We start from the raw sequence: 17,877 nt of genomic DNA on the forward strand, positions 1-17,877 counted from the left end.
GCTCAAGATGTCGCCGCCGGGTTGACCTGGGATGTGGTGATGGCACCGTCAGCGGCGCCCCAGCCCTCAAGGATCTTCTTGTAGGAGCCGTCCTGCATCAGTTTGGCGACGGTCTTCTGGATGACGTCGGCCAGGGCCGTGTCGGACTTGGCGACGGCGATGCCCTGGGGCGCGGCGTCGTAGACCTCGCCGAGCTTTTCGAGCTGGCCGTTGGTCTGGGTCAGCGCGTAGCCGATGATGGGCGAGTCGGCCGCCATCGCATCGATGCTGCCGTTGACCAGGCGGGTGGTGATGTCCGTCTGGGTCTTGAGCGTCACGATGTTGATGGGCTGCTTGCCATCGGCCAGGCACTTCTTGTTGCGGCCGGAGAGGTCCGGGTCCTCCTGGATGGTGCCGGTCTGCACGCCGATGGACTTGCCGCAGAGGTCATCCAGCGAGACCTTCTTCGGGTTGCCCTTCTGCACGGCCCAGCCGGTGCCGGCCTGGTAGTAGCTGACCATGTTCACCGCGGCGAGCCGCTCCGGGTTGATCGTGAAGGAGGAGATTCCGAGATCGTACTTCGGGCCCAGGGCCGGAAGGATGCCAGTGAATTCGGCCGTCTGGACCTGGACCTTCAGGCCCAGAGCGGCGCCGATCGCCTTGGCGATGTCGACGTCGTAACCCACGGCGGTCTGGCCGTCGGTGCCGAGGAATTCCGCAGGGGCATAGGAGGTATCCGAGCCCACCGTCAGGGTGCCTTTAGACTTGATCGCCTCAGGCAGCATGGCGGCCAGCGCGTCGTCCTTCTGGACCGTGCTGGGGTCAAAGCTGGCCGCGGCACTGCCGGAAGCGGTGGCCGCGCCGCCGGTCCCGGTCTCGGAGGCGTTTGTGCAGGCCGTGAGGGCCAATGCGCTCACGGCGAGGACCGTGGCGGCCTTGAGTGCGGGGTTGCTCAGGAGCGAACGGGAGATCTGCATTTTCTTACCTTTTGTTGCAGGAGGGATGCGTATTCAAGTCGATATAAAAAGTGTATCGCCGACAAAGAGATGTACGTCACAGAAAACTAAGTTTCACTATTGGATAACTAAACCAGACCCGAATGCAATATCCCCAATGCCCGATGTGTCTGTAATCCCGGATTCCTGCCGGTTCGGCGACCTCTGCGGGCCCTGCCGTTTGGGCGTCACGGCCCCCGCTGGCCCCGCAGGCCTCCCAGACCCCGCAGGCCCCCCATGCCCCGCGGGCCCCCCATGCCCCACGAGCTAGCTGCTGATTCCCAGCGACTCCAGCATGGGGCGGAACTTCGCCCACGTCTCGGCGAGCTCGGTCTCGGGCACCGAGCCATCCACCACGCCGCAGCCCGCGTACAGCCGGACCGTCTGCGGGGATTCGATGACGGCGCCGCGCAGCGCGATGCCCCACTCGCCGTTGCCTGCCGCGTCCAGCCAGCCGACCGGGCCGGCATACGGGCCGCGGTCCAGGTGCTCAAGCTTGCGGATCAGGGCACCCGCCACGGTGGTGGGGGTGCCGCAGACGGCGGCGGTCGGGTGCAGGGCGTTGATCAGGGCCAGGCAGGTGGGGACGTGGCCTTCCACCTCGGCCAGTTCGGCCTTCACATCCGAGGCCAGGTGCCACACGTTGGGCAGTTCCAGGATGAACGGTTCGCTGTGTGCGTTCATGGCCTCGGAAAACGGGGCCAGCTGCGTGGTCAGGGACTGGATGGCGATGTCGTGCTCGTGCCGCTGCTTCTCGGAGCCGGCCAGCACGCGCTCGGCGAATTCCAGCGGGGAGCCGTCCATGCCGTCGGCGTCCCGGCGGTCCAGGGTGCCGGCCAGGACGCGGGCCTGGGCGGTGCGGCCCTCCACCTGGATCAGCATTTCCGGCGTGGCCCCCACCAGTCCGTCCACGCCGTAGGTCCAGCACTCACGGTAGCGGGCGGACAGTTCGCGCAGCACCTGGGCGGCATTGACGCCGGTGGGGACGGTGGCCACGATGTCCCTCGCCAGCACCAGCTTCTCCAGGGCGCCGGTACGGATCTCCTGGACGCCGGCGGCAACGGCAGCCATCCAGGCTTCCTCGGTCAGGGAACCGGTGTGCAGGGTTGCCCCTGCAGCCAACGTCAAGGGGCGTACGACGGCGCCACCCGCCTGAGCGGGCACCGGCAGCGGGTCGTCCACCACGGTGCTGCCGGTATCGGCACCGGCAGTGGCGCTGCCCAGCCACCCGTTCAGGGCGGCGCGCGCGCCGGCCTCGGTGAGTTCGCCGTCGTCGAAGGTCAATTGGGTGAGCCAGGCCTGGCCGTCACGGAGCCCCACAACGATCTCTGGGACCAGCAGGCGTGACTCGTGGGCGGAGGCTTTAGAGAAGGCGAACGAACCGAAAGCGACAGGGCCCGTGCCGGGACAGTCCACGGCGTCCTCGATGTCCGCCTCGAGGACCAGGTGGCGCCACCAGATGTCGGCCTCAAGGAAGCGCTCGGCGCCGGTGGCGGTGAACCGGGCGATCTCGCCGAAGCCCACGAGTCCGGCCTCGCGGCGGGTCCAGCAGTGGACATCGTCCCGGACCAGAAACGACGGCAGGCCCCCGGGGAAAGTTTCGGCATCGAGGGGGACTGTCAAGGTGCGGAACGTGCTCGTCATGATGGCATAACACTAGCCCGTGATCGCCCTGCCGTGGATAATCACCGGCCGGCAGGGGCTGCGCGCGGCGGGCCCGTCCGTTGCCGCAGGTGAAAGCGGCGTTGATTGGCGGCCCGTTCGTGGGCGAGCCGATCATTTGAGACAATGGCATGGTGAACCGAGCATCCTTGGATAAGCGTCCGGACGAAGTAGCCACGATGTTTGACGACGTCGCCCCCAAATACGACGTCGTCAACGATGTCCTGTCGATGGGGCAGACGCGGCGTTGGCGCAAAGTGGTGGTCGACGCCGTGGGCGTTTCGGCCGGCCAGCGAGTGCTGGACCTTGCTGCCGGCACGGGCACCTCCAGCGAGCCGTATGCCGACGCCGGCATCGACGTGATCGCCTGCGATTTCTCCCTTGGCATGCTCAAGGTCGGCAAGCGCCGCCGCCCGGACATCGACTTCATCGCCGGGGACGCCACACGCCTGCCTTTCGCGGACAACACCTTTGATGCCAGCACGATCTCCTTCGGCCTGCGCAACGTCAACGAGCCCAAGAAGGCCCTGGCCGAGATGCTGCGGGTCACCAAGCCCGGCGGCCGGCTGGTCATTGCCGAGTTCTCCCAGCCTGTGGTGCCGCTCTGGCGCACCATGTACACCGAATACCTCATGCGGGCCCTGCCGGCCATCGCCGTCAAGGTCTCCTCCAACCCGGACGCCTACGTCTACCTGGCCGAGTCCATCCGTGCCTGGCCGGACCAGGACCACCTGGCGGCCTGGCTGCAGGAAGCCGGCTGGGAATCCGTCACCTACCGCAACCTCAGCGGCGGAATCGTCGCCGTGCACCGGGCCCAGAAGCCGCTGGCCGGCCCCACAGGTGATCCCGCCAGCGGGGCGGCAGCGCTGGCGGCCCACACCGGACCCGTGGCCAAGCTGCGCCGCAACATCACCCGGCCCGGGCGTTAGCCGATACGCGTCGTGAAAGTACTGATCGTCGGAGCGGGGCCGGCCGGTTCCACTGCCGCCTACTACCTTGCCAAAGCCGGTATTGACGTCACGGTGCTGGAGAAAACCAGCTTTCCCCGCGAGAAGGTCTGCGGCGACGGCCTGACTCCGCGCGCGGTCCGCGAGATCCAGAAGCTGGGACTCCCGCATCCGGAAACCGAGGGCTGGCGCCGCAACAAGGGCCTGCGCCTGATCGCCGGCGGCCGCACCATCGAACTGCCCTGGCCCGAGGTCTCCGACTTCCCGCAGTACGGGCTGATCCGGACCCGGCTCGGCTTCGACGAACAGCTGGCCACGCATGCCCGGTCCGCGGGCGCCGTCGTGCTGGAACGCCACAGCGTCACCGAGGCGCTGCGCTCCGAGGACGGCCGGGTGGCCGGCGTCCGCGCCGCGCTGCTGGACGAGTCCGGGCGCAAGACCGGCGAAACGCGCGACTTCAGCGCCGACGTCGTCCTCGCGGCGGACGGCAACTCCACGCGTACCGCCGTCTCGCTGGGCATCAGCAAGCGCGATGACCGGCCGCTCGGCGTTGCCGTGCGGACCTATTTCACCAGTCCCCGGCACGAGGACGACTGGATGGAAGGCTGGCTGGAGCTTCCCGGCCGCGACGGCAAACTGCTGCCCGGCTACGGCTGGGTTTTCGGCGTCGGCGACGGCACCTCCAACGTGGGCCTGGGCATCCTGAACTCCTCGAAGGACTTCGGCAAGCTGGACTACAAGCAGGTGCTGCGCGAATGGACCGCCGGCATGCCCGCCGAGTGGGGCTTCGCGCCCGAGAACCAGGTGGGCGAGATCCGCGGCGCCGCGCTGCCCATGGGCTTCAACCGCACGCCGCACTACTCTCCTGGCCTGCTGCTGCTCGGCGACGCCGGCGGCATGGTGTCCCCGTTCAACGGCGAGGGCATCTCCTATGCTATGGAGTCCGCCCGCTTTGCGGCCGAATTCATCATCGACGGCGCCGCCCGGTCCGCGTCGGCAGGCTGGGGCTCCGGAACGGAAGCCACCAGAGCCGCCGACGCGCACCTTTCCCGGTACGCCGACCATGTCCGGGAACAGTGGGGCTCGCACTTCACGCTGGGCCGGGCGTTCGCCGCCCTGATCGGCAAGCCGGCCGTCATGAAACTGGCCCTGCGGACGGGCATGCCCATCCCGGTGCTCATGCGTTTTGTGGTGCGGATGCTGGCCAACCTCACAGATCCCGCCGCCAAGGGCTTCGAGGACCGGGTCATCCGCGTCCTGGAATCCCTGGTTCCTGCAACTTCGAATCAGGCACCGTCGAAGCAGGCAAAGTCCAATCAGGCCACGCCCACCACGGACAGCGGTCCGCACACCGGCGCCAACTCCGCGGATTCCGCAACAAAAGTTAGGGTTAACCCGTGACCAACTCTGCCGACCAAAGCTGGACGCACGCCGGACACGGCCTGCCGAGCTCTGAACCCTCCCTCAACACCACGGCGATCGCCACCGGCCTCCAACTGCCGGCAGGCTTCGCGGCCATTGCCGGCGACCCCGAGCTGGGCCCCGCCCTGACCACCAACCTGGCCCGCGTCGAGAAAAGGCTGCGCGAAGCCATCGCCAATTCCGACCCCCTGGCTGACGCAACATCGCGTCACCTCGTGGAAGCCGGCGGCAAGCGCATCCGTCCGCTCCTGACCCTGCTGTGCGCCCACCTCGGCGACGCCTCCCTGCCCGCCGTGGTGCAGGCCGCCGTCGTCGTCGAACTGACGCACCTCGCCACCCTGTACCACGACGACGTCATGGACTCCGCGCCGTTCCGCCGCGGGGCGCCGACGGCCCACGAGGTCTGGGGCAACTCCGTGGCCGTCCTGACCGGTGACCTCATCTTCGCGCGTGCGTCCATTCTGGTCTCGGAGCTCGGCTCCCGCGCGCTGGGCATCCAGGCGCGAACCTTCGAGCGGCTCTGCCTCGGACAGCTGCACGAGACCGTGGGACCCCGCCCTGACGAGGACCCCCTGGCTCACTACCTGTCGGTCATCGCCGACAAGACCGGCTCGCTCGTGGCGGCCTCCGGCCAGCTGGGTGCGATCTTCTCCGGCGCCGACGAGGCCTACGAGCCCCTGCTGGTCGAGTACGGCGAAAAGGTGGGCGTGGCCTTCCAGCTCGCCGACGACGTCATCGACGTCACCGGGATCAAGGTCAAGTCCGGCAAGTCCCCGGGAACCGACCTGCGCGAAGGCGTCCCCACCCTGCCCGTGCTCCTGCTCCGCAACGCCGCCCGTGACGGTGACCAGTCCGCCGTCGAACTGCTCACCCTGATCGACGGCGACCTCAGCTCGGACGAGGCCCTGGCCGCGGCCGTGGCCGGACTCCGCGAGCATCCCGTCACGGCGGAGTCCTGGGTGGTGGCGCGCGCCTGGGCCGATGAGGCCATCGCCGCGCTTGCCCCGCTGCCCGAAGGCGTCGTCAAGGCCTCGCTGACCAGCTTCGCCCACGCGGTAGTGAACCGCAGCAGCTAGCCCGCCGGGTTGGTTCTTGGGCCGGTCCGGCCGGGCTCGTTCGGCACTTCCGGCCGCGCCCCGGCCGGTGGGTCAGGGTTGGCACGGCGGCTGATCTTGCCTGGTTGGCCGCGCCGGGGCGATCTCGTCACGTGGCCGCGCCGGGCTGATTCGGCCGGGCCTGCTGATTCTTAAACGGAATGGCCCCGGTTCCTCACAACGTTCGAGTCTTCCGTTGTGCCGAACCGGGGCCATTTCTCCGTTCGCATCAGATCCACCGGAGGCATTTGGTGAACCCAGAAATGAGTCTATGACAGTTGTGTCATAGCGTCCAGCCCTTTCTGTTATTTTCTTGTCATAAGATTCTCAGGTCCATGCCAGTGTTGTCGCGCCGAGTTTCCCCACCTTTGGCCGGGCAGCTTCAGGACACGCCGGCCCGCAGGCGGGACGCGCCGTCGGACGCCGTCAAAACTGGGGAAAGTCGGCGCAAAAGCCTGGGGGTGCCGGCGCCGGAATTTTCCACATAGATGCCAACAAGGCTGTTGGTGCGCTCGGGCCGGGACTGTGCTGGGCTCATGGACCTCACCACTTACCTCAAATCCGCCGGCTCCGTGGCCCGGACGGGGACGCTGTTGCAGGCCGGCTTCTCCGAGCGGAGCATCAGGATTGCCGTGGCTGCGGGGGAGATGTCACGGCTGCGCCACGGAGTCGTGGCCCTGGAGGGCGCCAGGCCTGATCTGGTGGCCGCCGTGCTCGCGAACGGCACGCTCTGCTGCGCCTCCGCCGCGCCGTTCCACGGCATATGGCGCCTTCATGAGCCCGAACGGCTGCACCTGCTCTGCGCGCACGGATCAGCGCCCGGCGCCGTCATCCACCGCGGTACTGTAGTGCCGCCGGTGTTCCCGTTGCCAGTGGCCGGTCTGACGGACACCCTGCTCCATGCGCTGCGGTGCCTGCCCGCTGTCGAGGCCGCCGTCATGGTGGAAAGCGCCCTTCTCCAGGGCCGCACCACCCTCGACTACCTGCGGGACCGGCTGCCGGGAAACCGGAACGGCGCCGCCCGCGCAGTCCTGGAGCTGGTCGACGGCACGGCGGGTTCAGCCATCGAGGTCGTTGCGAGGCTGCTCTTCCGGAGCCAGGGTATTGGCGCCCAGACGCAGGTGGCGCTGCCCGGGATCGGCATTGTGGATTTCCTGCTGGAGGGATTCCTGATCGTGGAGATCGACGGGAGCACCCATCTTGAGCGGGCGCAGGTCAGGAAGGACCGCGGGCGGAACAACGCCAGCACCCTGACGGGCTATGCCGTGCTCCGCTACGGGTATCAGGACGTGGTCCACACCCCGCAGAAGGTGGTTGATGAGGTGTGGCAGGTGCTCCGCGGCCGGGTCATCCGCTGAAATTCCCCAGGTATGAACGTCCGACGCCGAAAATCACCGCCGGTTTGCCGGACACTCCGTCGAGGGAGGCCAAACATGGGGAGAATCCGCCGCGGGGCAGACAGCGCAGCGGGGGCAGGCAGCGCAGCAGGCCGGGGAAGGCTGGAGGCGGGGCGGCCAGCCCCGGGCTTAGTCTTCGTCCTCGTCGTTGAAGGCCCACTCGAACATGTCGAAGACGAATTCGGAGAAAGTCCCCTCTTCGCTCTTCCACTGGCCGCGGGCGTTGTTGCGGCGGTACACGATGGGATCGGGGATGCTGAGGTCTCCCACGCGGAAGCCCCAGGTGAACTGCTCCTCCTCGTCCTCGAGGAACATGAGGAAGCCTTCGTCGTCGACTTCGAGCTCTTCGGGGTCCCAGAAGTAGTGGTAGGCCTCCATGATGTCCTCGCACCCGCCGACGGCGAGGTAGAACTCGCGCAGGACCAGCGGGACCTGGAACTGGTGTTCGGCGAGGGCGGCGTCGAGCTCGTCGGCCGCCAGGCCATCTTCTTCCTGCCATTCGTCTTCGAGATACTTCGGGACAAGCGCGCGGAATTTCTCGAGGAACATGTCAGTCATGGTCTTATCCTAGCTAATCCTCAGCGGTCGTTTTCCGCCTCGTCCAGGCCCAGCCGGTGCCAGCCGCGGACGGCCAGCGGAACGTACCAGTGGCGCCGCCAGGCGGTGACCCGGAAGGCGAAAACGACGGCGGCGACAGCGCCGGCACTCACCGCTGTGAAAGCCCCCGTCAGGGACAGGATCGCGGTCGATGCCGCCCCCGCGAACGCCGGCAGCGCGTACAGGTCCTTGGGGTCGAAGAGCTGCGGCACCTCGTTCGCGGTGATGTCCCGGAGCAGGCCGCCGCCCACCGCCGTCGTGACCCCCAGCAGCACGGCCGCCACCGGGTTCATCCCGGCGGCCAGGGCCTTCAGGGTGCCGGTGATGCAGAACAGGGCCAGCCCGCCGGCGTCGAACAGGACCAGCAGCGACGTGAAGCGCTGGACGCTGGAGAACAGGAAATACACCAGCACCGTGGCGAACAGGGGAGGCGCCAGGTAGGCCGGGTTGGTGAACGCTGCGGGCGGGCCCGCGTTGATGATGATGTCGCGGATGACGCCCCCGCCAAGGCTCACCAGCGAGGCCAGGAGCAGCGAGCCGATGATGTCGAACTGCTTCCGCGCCGCGAGCAGTGAGCCCGAGACCGCAAAGAAGAAGACGCCGGCAAGGTCAAGCCAGACCAGGACAAGGCTGAAGGAGAAGGTCATGAAGCGTCCCGGTCGATAACAAGGGGCGGATGGGGCGGCTCCAAGGTTACGCTAACGGCTATGAATAGCCCCATCCTGATCGCCTGCGCCCATGGCACGTCCAGCCCGCACGGAGCCGCGGAGGTCAACGCGCTCCGGGACGGCATCGCCGGGCTCCGTCCGGGACTGGACGTCCGCGAGGCCTACGTCGACGTGCAGGATCCGGACCTGCCGGCCGTCGTTGCGGGGCTCCCGGCGGGGGAGCGCGCCGTCGTGGTTCCGCTGCTGCTCAGCGTCGGCTACCACGTCAAGGTGGACATCGCCCGGGCCGTGAAGAGCCGGCCGGACACCCTTGCCGCCGCGCCGCTGGGCCCGGACCCGCGGCTCGCGGCGCTGCTGGACCAGCGCCTGCGCGAGGCCGGGGTGACGGACAACGACGCCGTGGTCCTCGCCGCCGCCGGTTCCTCCGATCCCAGCGCCTCGAAGAACGTCGAGGAGCTCGCCGACCAGCTCCGGGCGCTGCGGTCCAACCGGATCGTGGCGGGGTATGGCGCCTCGGCCAAGCCCTCGGTCCCCGAGGCCGTCGCCATGCTCCGCGAGGAGGAGGCCGGCGGCGCCGGCGCGGGGGAGTCGGCCGGGGCGGTGGACCTGGGCGGACGGGTGGTGATCGCCTCCTATCTCCTGGCGCCCGGCTTCTTCCATGACCAGCTGGCCAAGGCCGGCGCGGACCTGGTGACGGCGCCGCTCCTGCCCTCGCCGGTCCTCGCCGAAATTGCGCTGGAACGCTACGACGCGGCGCTGGTGGCAGCCTCCCAGCTGCCGGGCTGACCGTCCCCGCCGATGCACAGGCGCACGGATCGATCAAGGGTTTTGGGCGGTTCGTGACGAAATGTTTCCCTAGGTGACTTCCCGTTTCCGACCCTTTGTGACGGCATTACGGCCACCCCTACAGTCGATGCATGACTGATACAGCTCTAGCCGGAGCGTCCACGGACAAGCCCTCGCGCCCGGCCCGTGCCTCCCGGCCTGCCGCCAAGCCCCACGGCCAGTGGAAGGTCGACGGAACCACGCCGCTGAACGCCAACGAAACCTGGAAACAGGAAGACGACGGCCTCAACGTCCGCGAACGTATCGAGTCCATCTACTCCAAGGACGGCTTCGACTCCATCCCGGGCCAGGACCTGCACGGCCGCTTCCGCTGGTGGGGTCTGTACACCCAGCGCAAGCCCGGGATCGACGGCGGCAAGACCGCCACCCTTGAGCCGCACGAGCTCGAAGACAAGTACTTCATGCTCCGCGTGAGGATCGACGGCGGCGCGCTCACCACCGAGCAGCTGCGCGTCATCGGCAACATCTCAGTCGACTTCGGCCGCGACTCGGCCGACCTCACCGACCGGCAGAACATCCAGCTGCACTGGATCCGCGTGGAAGATATTCCCGAGATCTGGAAGCGGCTCGAAGGCGTGGGCCTGTCCACGACCGAAGCCTGCGGCGACGTTCCCCGCGTCATCCTCGGCTCGCCCGTGGCCGGCATCGCGAAGGACGAAATCATCGACCCCACCCCGCTCATCGCCGAGCTGGGCGAACGGTTCATCGGCAACCCGCTGCTGTCCAACCTGCCGCGCAAGTACAAGACCGCCATCACCGGCCACCCCAGCCAGGACGTGGTGCACGAGATCAACGACTTCGCCCTCGTCGGCGTCAAGCACCCCGAACTCGGCATCGGCTACGACCTCTGGGCCGGCGGCGCACTGTCCACGAACCCGATGCTGGGCAAGCGCCTCGGCGCGTTCGTCACCCCCGAGCAGGCTGCCGACGTCTGGCTCGGCGTCACCAGCATCTTCCGCGACTACGGGTACCGCCGCATGCGCACCAAGGCGCGCCTGAAGTTCCTCATGGCCGACTGGGGCCCGGAGAAGTTCCGCCAGATCCTCGAGGACGAGTACCTCGGCTACAAGCTGGCCGACGGTCCCGCCGCGCCCAAGCCGTCCACCCCGGGCGACCACGTGGGCGTGCACGAACAAAAGGACGGCAAGTTCTTCATCGGCGCCACCCCCATCGCCGGCCGCCTCTCCGGCAGCCAGCTGGTCAAGCTCGCGGACACCCTCGAGGCCCGCGGCTCCCACCGCCTGCGCACCACCCCGCACCAGAAGCTCGTCGTGCTGGACGTGCCCAAGGACGAGGTTGAGCCGCTCGTGGCAGAACTGGACGCCCTGGGCCTGTCCGCCCGGCCGTCCGTCTTCCGCCGCGGCACCATCGCCTGCACCGGCATCGAGTACTGCAAGCTGGCCATCGTGGAGACCAAGGTCACCGCGGCCACCGCCGTCGCCGAACTGGAACGCCGCCTCGCCGACCTCGCGGACAGCGGCCAGCTGCCCCACGCACTGTCCCTGCACATCAACGGCTGCCCCAACTCCTGCGCCCGCATCCAGACCGCGGACATCGGGCTCAAGGGCATGATGCTCCCCACGCCCGACGGCGACCCCAGCCCGGGTTTCCAGGTCCACCTCGGCGGCGGGCTGGCGTCCTCGGACCGCGAAGAGGCCGGCCTCGGACGCACCGTCCGCGGCCTGAAGGTCTACGTTGCGGACCTGCCGGACTACGTGGAACGCGTGGTGCGGAAGTTCGTGGCGGACCGCGCCGAAGGCCAGACCTTCGCCGAATGGGCCCACGCGGCCGAAGAGGGTGATCTGCAGTGACCGACGCTCAGCCGCTGGGGGCGGCATCGCCTGCCCCCGTCGCACTCCGCTCCCATGAGGAGCTCAAGGCCCTCGCCGAGGCCGGCTCCGCCGAGCTCGGCTGGGACGCCCCGGCCCGTGACGTCATCGCCTGGGTTGCCCGCAACTTCGAGCTGCCCGCGGTCGCCGTCGCCTGCTCCATGGCCGACGCCGTCCTGCCGGCGCTGGTCGCGGACCAGCTGCCCGGCGTCGACGTCCTGTTCCTGGAGACCGGCTACCACTTCCCGGAGACGTACGCGACGCGCGACGAGGTCGCGGCCAACCTGCGCGTCAATGTCGTGGACGTCCTCCCGGAGAACACCGTGGAGCAGCAGGACCGGCTCCTGGGCAAGGACCTGTTCGCCCGCGACCCCGCCCAGTGCTGCGCCCTGCGTAAAGTCGCGCCCCTGCGCCGCACCCTCGCCGGCTACGAGCTCTGGTTCACCGGAGTCCGCCGGGACGAGGCCCCCACCCGCACCAACACCCCGCTGATCACCTGGGACGAGGCCAACGGACTGGTCAAGGTCAACCCGGTGGCGGCCTGGACGTTCGACCAGCTGGTGCAGTATTCCGACGACAACCTCCTGCCCGTCAACCCGCTGCTTTCACAGGGCTACCCGTCCATTGGCTGCCAGCCTTGCACCCGCAAGGTAGCGCCCGGCGATGATCCCCGCGCCGGCCGCTGGGCAGGAACCGACAAGACAGAATGCGGACTACACGTATGAGCACTTTCCTGACTGAGGAGCCCACACAGGTGACCGACGCTCCCGTTTCCACACGCCTCTCCAGCCTGGACACCCTCGAGTCCGAGGCCATCCACATCATCCGCGAAGTGGTCGCCGAGTTCGAGAAGCCGGCGCTGCTGTTCTCCGGCGGCAAGGACTCCGTGGTCATGCTGCACCTGGCCACCAAGGCCTTCTGGCCGGGCAAGGTGCCCTTCCCCGTGCTGCACGTGGACACCGGCCACAACTTTCCCGAGGTCATCGATTTCCGCGACCGCACGGTGGAGCGGCTGGGCCTGAAGCTGGTTGTCGGCTCCGTCCAGGAGTTCATCGACTCCGGTGAACTGGCCGAACGTGCCGACGGCACCCGCAACCCGCTGCAGACTGTCCCGCTGCTGGACGCGATCCAGCGCAACAAGTTCGACGCCGTCTTCGGCGGCGGCCGCCGCGACGAGGACAAGGCCCGCGCCAAGGAGCGGATCCTGAGCCTGCGCGACGAATTTGGCCAGTGGGACCCGCGCAACCAGCGCCCCGAGCTGTGGAACCTGTACAACGGCCGGCACACCGTGGGCCAGCACGTCCGTGCGTTCCCGATCAGCAACTGGACCGAACTGGATGTGTGGCGCTACATCGAGCGCGAAGGCATCGAACTGCCCGGCCTGTACTACGCCCACGACCGCGAAGTCTTCGCCCGCGACGGCATGTGGCGCGCAGTCGGCGAGGTCTCCCAGCCGCGCGAGAACGAGGAAGTCATCACCAAGACCGTCCGGTACAGGACCGTCGGGGACATGTCCTGCACCGGCGCCGTGGAATCGGCCGCCGCCACCGTGCGCGACGTCGTCATTGAGGTTGCCGCCTCGACCATCACCGAACGTGGCGCCACCCGGGCCGATGACCGCATCTCCGAGGCCGCCATGGAAGACCGCAAGAAGGACGGCTATTTCTAATGAGCACGGAAACGTTTCTCCCGGACCCGGACCTGGTGTCCGGGGCGCTGCCCACCACCCTGTTCCGCTTCGCCACCGCGGGCTCGGTCGATGACGGCAAGTCCACGCTGGTGGGCCGGCTCCTGCACGACTCGAAGGCGATCCTCGCCGACCAGCTCGACGCCGTCGCCCGCACGTCCGCGGACCGCGGCTTCGGCGGGGCCGGGGCCACCGGCACGAAGGCGATCGACCTCGCACTGCTGACCGACGGCCTGCGCGCCGAGCGCGAGCAAGGCATCACCATCGACGTCGCGTACCGCTACTTCGCCACGGACCGCCGCAGCTTCATCCTCGCGGACTGCCCCGGTCACGTGCAGTACACCAAGAACACTGTGACCGGCGCGTCCACCGCGGACGCCGTCGTCGTGCTCATCGACGCCCGCAAGGGTGTCCTGGAGCAGACCCGCCGGCACCTGTCCGTGCTGCAGCTGCTGCGCGTGGCGCACGTGATCGTGGCCGTGAACAAGATCGACCTCGTGGACTTCAGCGAGGACGTGTTCCGCGAAATCGAGGCAGACGTCCAGCGGGTGGGGCGCGAGCTCGGGCTGGGGTCCGACGGTGTCGCCGATCTCCGGGTCATCCCGGTGTCCGCGCTCGACGGCGACAACGTGGTGGACGCCTCGGAGCGCACCCCCTGGTACACCGGTCCGGCGCTGCTGGAAGTCCTGGAGACGCTGCCGGCCGCCGACGAGCTCGAAAGCCACCTGGAGAGCTTCCGCTTCCCCGTCCAGCTGGTCATCCGGCCGCAGGGCGCACTGGCGCCGGACGCGATCGCAGCCGGGCTCGACGCCGAGGCGTACCGCGACTACCGCGCCTACGCCGGGCAGATCACCGAAGGTTCGGTCAAGGTGGGGGACCAGGTCAGCATCCTGACCCCGGGCCAGGCCCCGCGCACCACCACGGTCACCGGGATCGACTTCGCGGGCAGCGAGCTCGCCGAGGCTGCCGCCCCGCAGTCCGTGGCGCTGCGCCTGGCCGACGAGTTCGACGTCGCCCGCGGCGACACGATCGCGGCTGCGGGCACCGTCCGCGAGGCCAGCGCGGACCTCTACGCCGCCCTGTGCTGGCTCTCGCCCAAGCCGCTCCGCGAGGGCGCCAAGGTGCTGGTCAAGCACGGCACCCGCACGGTCCAGGCCCTGGTCCGGAATGTGACAGGCAAGGTGGACCTCGCCAGCTTCGGCCTGGAACCGACGTCCACGCTGGAGCTGAACGACATCGGGCACGCGCAGCTTCGGCTCGCCGCCGCGCTGCCGCTGGAGAACTACCTGCACCACCGCCGCACCGGGGCGTTCCTGGTGATCGACCCGCTCGACGGCAACACCCTTGCCGCCGGCCTGGTCAATGACCACCCGGGAGACCACGAGGACGAGCGCTACGCGATCTGACGCCCCTCCTCACGGGTGCAGCCTGTTTCCTTGCCCGCAGCAATTGCCGCGGGCCAGGAAACAGGCTGCCGTCTTTTTCGGCCGAATATGACGCTGCATGAACTTGCGTGACCCCCGGTTTCCGGGCCATTGAACCGCGTTTATGACACTCCCTATGGTGAATGAATGACGACGACGGAACGGTTCCACGGTCTTGTCGACGGGGATCTTCGGGGGCGATGTCGCTGGCGCTGACCACCCCGCCCGGCCTTTCCGCACAGACCCAGAACAGGATTCAGCCCATGTCATCCACACCCGAAAACCGTGAGCCCACGCAGCCCGGCACCACCCGGATCGTCGCCGGCGAGACCGGAAAGCCCAAACGCAAGCGCACCCTGGAGATCGCCCTCGTCGCGGGACTCGTGATCCTGATCGGCGCCGGCGCAGCCGTGGCATCCTCGCTGTCCCGCGCCCCGGAAACGGCCCCGGCGTTGGCCGCGGCGGACACCAGCCCGGCCACCGAACTGCGGCTCGGCTACTTCAACAACATCACCCACGCCCCGGCCCTGGTCGGCGTCAGCAAGGGCATCATCGCCAAGGACCTTGGCGCAACCAAGCTCACCACCCAGACGTTCAACGCCGGCCCGGCCGCGATCGAGGCCCTGAACGCCGGCGCCATCGACGCCACCTACATCGGCCCCAACCCGGCCATCAACTCCTTCATCAAGAGCAAGGGCGAGTCGATCAGCATCATCGCCGGCGCCGCGGCAGGTGGAGCCCAGTTGGTGGTCAAGCCCGGCATCAACTCACCGGCCGACCTCAAGGGCAAGACGCTCGCGTCCCCGCAGCTTGGCGGCACCCAGGACGTGGCCCTCCGCGCCTGGCTCGGCCACCAGGGGCTGAAGACCTCCACCGACGGCGGCGGCGACGTTGCGATCAACCCGACCGAGAACGCCCAGACCCTGAAGCTGTTCCAAGACGGCAAGCTCGACGGCGCCTGGCTGCCTGAGCCTTGGGCGTCCCGGCTGGTCCTGCAGGCCGGTGCGAAGGTCCTGGTGGACGAAAAGGACCTGTGGGACAAGGGCGAGTTCATCACCACCGTCCTGATCGTCAACAAGAAGTTCGCGGCCGAGCACCCGGCCACCGTGCAGGCGCTCCTGAAGGGCCACGTTGAATCGGTCAACTGGCTCAATGCGGCGCCCGCCGCCGAGAAGGCCACCGTCCTCAACGACGCGCTCAAGGCAGCGGCCGGCTCGCCGCTTCCGGCCGATGTGATCGACCGGTCCCTGAAGAACATCGCCTTCACCACGGACCCGCTCGCCGGGACGTACAAGAAGCTGCTCCAGGACGGCGTCGACGCCGGAACCACCAAACCGGCCGACATCAACGGCATCTTCGACCTCACAGCGCTCAACAGCGTCCTGGCTGAGACTGCGGCGGGCCAGAAGATTTCCGCCGAAGGACTGGGCAAGGACTAGCTCCTTAGCCTCCAGCCGCCACCCGCAACAACAGTTAGGACCCGACCATGCCAGTCGTACTGGAAAACCTGGGCAAGCGCTTCGGCGACGGCGCCCCGGTGCTGGACGACGTCAACGCCACCATCGGGCAGGGCGAGTTCGTCGCCCTGCTCGGTGCGTCCGGCTGCGGCAAGTCCACCCTGCTCAACATCATGGCGGGACTGGAGGCACCGACGTCGGGGGCCCTGGAAGTGCCCAGCGACGGCGCCGCCTTCATGTTCCAGGACTCGGCACTCTTCCCGTGGCTCACTGCCCGGGAAAACGTGGAACTGGCACTGAAGCTGCGCGGGCTCGGGAAGGCCGAGCGCCGGACCAAGGCCGGCGAACTGCTCGACCTCGTGCACCTGGGCAGCGCGGGGGACAAACGCCCGCACGAGCTCTCCGGCGGCATGCGCCAGCGCGTGGCCCTGGCCCGCTCCCTGGCACAGGACCGGCAGCTGCTGCTGATGGACGAGCCGTTCGCCGCCCTGGACGCCATTACGCGAGACCTGCTCCATGACGAGCTGGAGCGCATCTGGAAGGAAACCGGCCGCACCATCGTCTTTGTCACCCACAACGTCCGCGAGGCCGTCCGGCTAGGCCAGCGCGTGCTGCTGCTCTCCTCCCGGCCCGGCCGGGTGGTGCAGGAATGGCACGTCACCGAAGAGCACCGCACCGACGCCGGACTGGCCGGCCACCTGACCGGCGTCATCACCGCCCGGCTACGCGAGGAGATCCGCCGCCATGCCAAGTAACCAACTACCCGTAGCCGAAGCTGTGGCGGACGCCCCCGCCGAAACCCGCAAAGTCCACGCGGCCCTGACCCGTTCCTCCACCGGCAAGGAAGACCTGCGGCAGCTCGAGTCGGGGCTCGATTCGCTGCAATCCGATGCTGTACGCAAGGCCGGCATCGACTGGAGCCGGATCCTGCTCCCGGTGGCTGCCCTGGTGGTGCTTGTCCTGATCTGGCAGGTGTACGTCTCCCTTGGCTACAAACGCCGGGACATCGTGCCCGGGCCGATGGACGTCGTTGGGCAGATCGGCACCCTGTGGGGCGAGGGCAAGCTGCAGCAGGCCGTCTGGACCTCGCTGCAGCGCGGCGTCGTGGGCTTCCTGATCAGCGTGGTCGTCGCGACTCCGGTGGGGCTCCTGCTGGCGCAGGTGGCCCCGCTGCGCCGGGCCTTCGGTCCGCTGATCTCCGGGCTGCAGGTCCTGCCGTCCGTGGCCTGGGTGCCCGCGGCCATTCTCTGGTTCGGCCTGACCGACGCCACGGTGTATTTCGTGGTGTTCATGGGCGCCATCCCCTCCATCATCAACGGGCTGATTTCCGGCGTGGACCAGATCCCGCCGCAGTACCGCAGCGTCGGCAAGGTCCTCGGGGCGTCCCGGCTGCAGCTGGCCCTGCAGATCATCCTCCCGGCGGCCCTGCCCGGATACCTCAGCGGCCTCAAGCAGGGCTGGGCGTTCTCCTGGCGCTCACTCATGGCAGCGGAGATCATCGCCGTCGGCGGCACCATCGGCTTTGGCCTGGGCTCCATGCTGGACCAGGGCCGTGCCCTGTCCGACATGACCGTCGTGATGTCCGCGATCCTGCTGATCCTGGGTGTCGGTATCCTGATCGAACTGCTCGTGTTCGCCCCGATCGAAAAGCGGCTCCTCCGCCGCCGGGGCCTCCTGGCGGGCAGCACCCGCTAAGGCACACACCACACCACCAGCAGGGCCCGACGGACCACCGCCGTCGGGCCCTGCTGCGTTCCCGGGAGGCATCCGGGACCTCCCTGTCGGGACCTCCTTGTCGGGACCTCCTTGTCGGGGTTTCCGGCAGGGGCCTACACTCACGCCTATGGGCCGGGTTGTGCCCATTCCACGACTG

Annotated in this window: 17 protein-coding genes; 12 read left to right on the forward strand and 5 right to left on the reverse strand. The window is 68.4% G+C overall.

The window, feature by feature from the left end; all coding sequences use genetic code 11:
• Window positions 1-2: 2 nt before the first annotated feature.
• Together AB4089_RS02305 and AB4089_RS02310 are read right to left on the reverse strand one after the other, a co-directional pair.
• The gene (locus AB4089_RS02305) at window positions 3-956 is read right to left on the reverse strand and encodes an ABC transporter substrate-binding protein (RefSeq protein ID WP_441407717.1); all 954 of its coding nucleotides are present in this window, start codon (window positions 954-956) and stop codon (window positions 3-5) included.
• A 285-nt stretch (window positions 957-1,241) separates the two neighbouring features.
• On the reverse strand, window positions 1,242-2,618 hold the full coding sequence (locus AB4089_RS02310; RefSeq protein ID WP_441407718.1) for an isochorismate synthase: 1,377 nt from the start codon (window positions 2,616-2,618) through the stop codon (window positions 1,242-1,244).
• Between the two features lie 152 nt (window positions 2,619-2,770).
• Here AB4089_RS02310 and AB4089_RS02315 point away from each other — a divergent pair, with 152 nt between their 5' ends.
• From AB4089_RS02315 to AB4089_RS02325, 3 genes are read left to right on the forward strand one after another with little or no spacing between them, the layout of a single operon-like run.
• Complete coding sequence (locus AB4089_RS02315) at window positions 2,771-3,565, forward strand: demethylmenaquinone methyltransferase (RefSeq protein WP_441407933.1); 795 nt, start codon at window positions 2,771-2,773, stop codon at window positions 3,563-3,565.
• A gap of 12 nt (window positions 3,566-3,577) precedes the next feature.
• Window positions 3,578-4,984, forward strand: a complete 1,407-nt coding sequence (locus AB4089_RS02320; protein ID WP_441407719.1) for a geranylgeranyl reductase family protein — start codon at window positions 3,578-3,580, stop codon at window positions 4,982-4,984.
• Window positions 4,981-6,081: a polyprenyl synthetase family protein gene (locus tag AB4089_RS02325; RefSeq protein WP_441407720.1), complete on the forward strand. Its 1,101-nt coding sequence runs from the start codon at window positions 4,981-4,983 to the stop codon at window positions 6,079-6,081. The genes AB4089_RS02320 and AB4089_RS02325 overlap by 4 nt, the downstream gene beginning before the upstream one ends.
• 400 nt (window positions 6,082-6,481) lie before the next feature.
• On the opposite strand, the gene AB4089_RS02330 is transcribed toward AB4089_RS02325, so the two are convergent.
• Entirely contained in the window at window positions 6,482-6,637 is a 156-nt protein-coding gene (locus tag AB4089_RS02330; protein ID WP_441407721.1) for a hypothetical protein, read from the reverse strand.
• Here AB4089_RS02330 and AB4089_RS02335 point away from each other — a divergent pair.
• A complete protein-coding gene (locus AB4089_RS02335; RefSeq protein WP_441407722.1) occupies window positions 6,636-7,457 on the forward strand; it encodes an endonuclease domain-containing protein in 822 nt (273 codons plus the stop codon). The genes AB4089_RS02330 and AB4089_RS02335 overlap by 2 nt on opposite strands.
• Window positions 7,458-7,625: 168 nt before the next feature.
• Here the strand turns inward: AB4089_RS02335 and AB4089_RS02340 are convergent, their stop codons facing one another.
• Both AB4089_RS02340 and AB4089_RS02345 read right to left on the reverse strand, forming a co-directional pair.
• Window positions 7,626-8,054, reverse strand: a complete 429-nt coding sequence (locus tag AB4089_RS02340; protein ID WP_229995872.1) for a hypothetical protein — start codon at window positions 8,052-8,054, stop codon at window positions 7,626-7,628.
• A 20-nt stretch (window positions 8,055-8,074) separates the two neighbouring features.
• Window positions 8,075-8,740: a trimeric intracellular cation channel family protein gene (locus AB4089_RS02345; RefSeq protein ID WP_441407723.1), complete on the reverse strand. Its 666-nt coding sequence runs from the start codon at window positions 8,738-8,740 to the stop codon at window positions 8,075-8,077.
• Between the two features lie 60 nt (window positions 8,741-8,800).
• On the opposite strand from AB4089_RS02345, the gene AB4089_RS02350 reads away from it, so the two are divergent.
• From AB4089_RS02350 to AB4089_RS02385, 8 genes are all read left to right on the forward strand, one after another.
• Window positions 8,801-9,547 (forward strand): sirohydrochlorin chelatase, encoded by a 747-nt coding sequence (locus AB4089_RS02350; protein WP_441407724.1) that lies wholly within the window; start codon window positions 8,801-8,803, stop codon window positions 9,545-9,547.
• Between the two features lie 131 nt (window positions 9,548-9,678).
• Entirely contained in the window at window positions 9,679-11,418 is a 1,740-nt protein-coding gene (locus AB4089_RS02355) for a nitrite/sulfite reductase (protein WP_441407725.1), read from the forward strand.
• Window positions 11,415-12,161: a phosphoadenylyl-sulfate reductase gene (locus tag AB4089_RS02360; RefSeq protein WP_441407726.1), complete on the forward strand. Its 747-nt coding sequence runs from the start codon at window positions 11,415-11,417 to the stop codon at window positions 12,159-12,161. Before AB4089_RS02355 ends, AB4089_RS02360 begins: the two co-directional genes overlap by 4 nt.
• The gene (gene cysD, locus AB4089_RS02365) at window positions 12,158-13,105 is read left to right on the forward strand and encodes a sulfate adenylyltransferase subunit CysD (protein WP_441407727.1); all 948 of its coding nucleotides are present in this window, start codon (window positions 12,158-12,160) and stop codon (window positions 13,103-13,105) included. The genes AB4089_RS02360 and cysD overlap by 4 nt, the downstream gene beginning before the upstream one ends.
• On the forward strand, window positions 13,105-14,529 hold the full coding sequence (locus tag AB4089_RS02370; protein ID WP_441407728.1) for a sulfate adenylyltransferase subunit 1: 1,425 nt from the start codon (window positions 13,105-13,107) through the stop codon (window positions 14,527-14,529). Before cysD ends, AB4089_RS02370 begins: the two co-directional genes overlap by 1 nt.
• Window positions 14,530-14,810: 281 nt before the next feature.
• Complete coding sequence (locus AB4089_RS02375) at window positions 14,811-15,986, forward strand: ABC transporter substrate-binding protein (protein WP_441407729.1); 1,176 nt, start codon at window positions 14,811-14,813, stop codon at window positions 15,984-15,986.
• Window positions 15,987-16,033: 47 nt separating this feature from the next.
• Window positions 16,034-16,759: an ABC transporter ATP-binding protein gene (locus tag AB4089_RS02380; RefSeq protein WP_441407730.1), complete on the forward strand. Its 726-nt coding sequence runs from the start codon at window positions 16,034-16,036 to the stop codon at window positions 16,757-16,759.
• Entirely contained in the window at window positions 16,749-17,699 is a 951-nt protein-coding gene (locus AB4089_RS02385) for an ABC transporter permease (RefSeq protein WP_441407731.1), read from the forward strand. The genes AB4089_RS02380 and AB4089_RS02385 overlap by 11 nt, the downstream gene beginning before the upstream one ends.
• Window positions 17,700-17,877 lie beyond the last annotated feature (178 nt).

It is taken from the genome of Arthrobacter sp. 2MCAF15 (genome assembly GCF_052115605.1).
GTDB lineage: Bacteria > Actinomycetota > Actinomycetes > Actinomycetales > Micrococcaceae > Arthrobacter.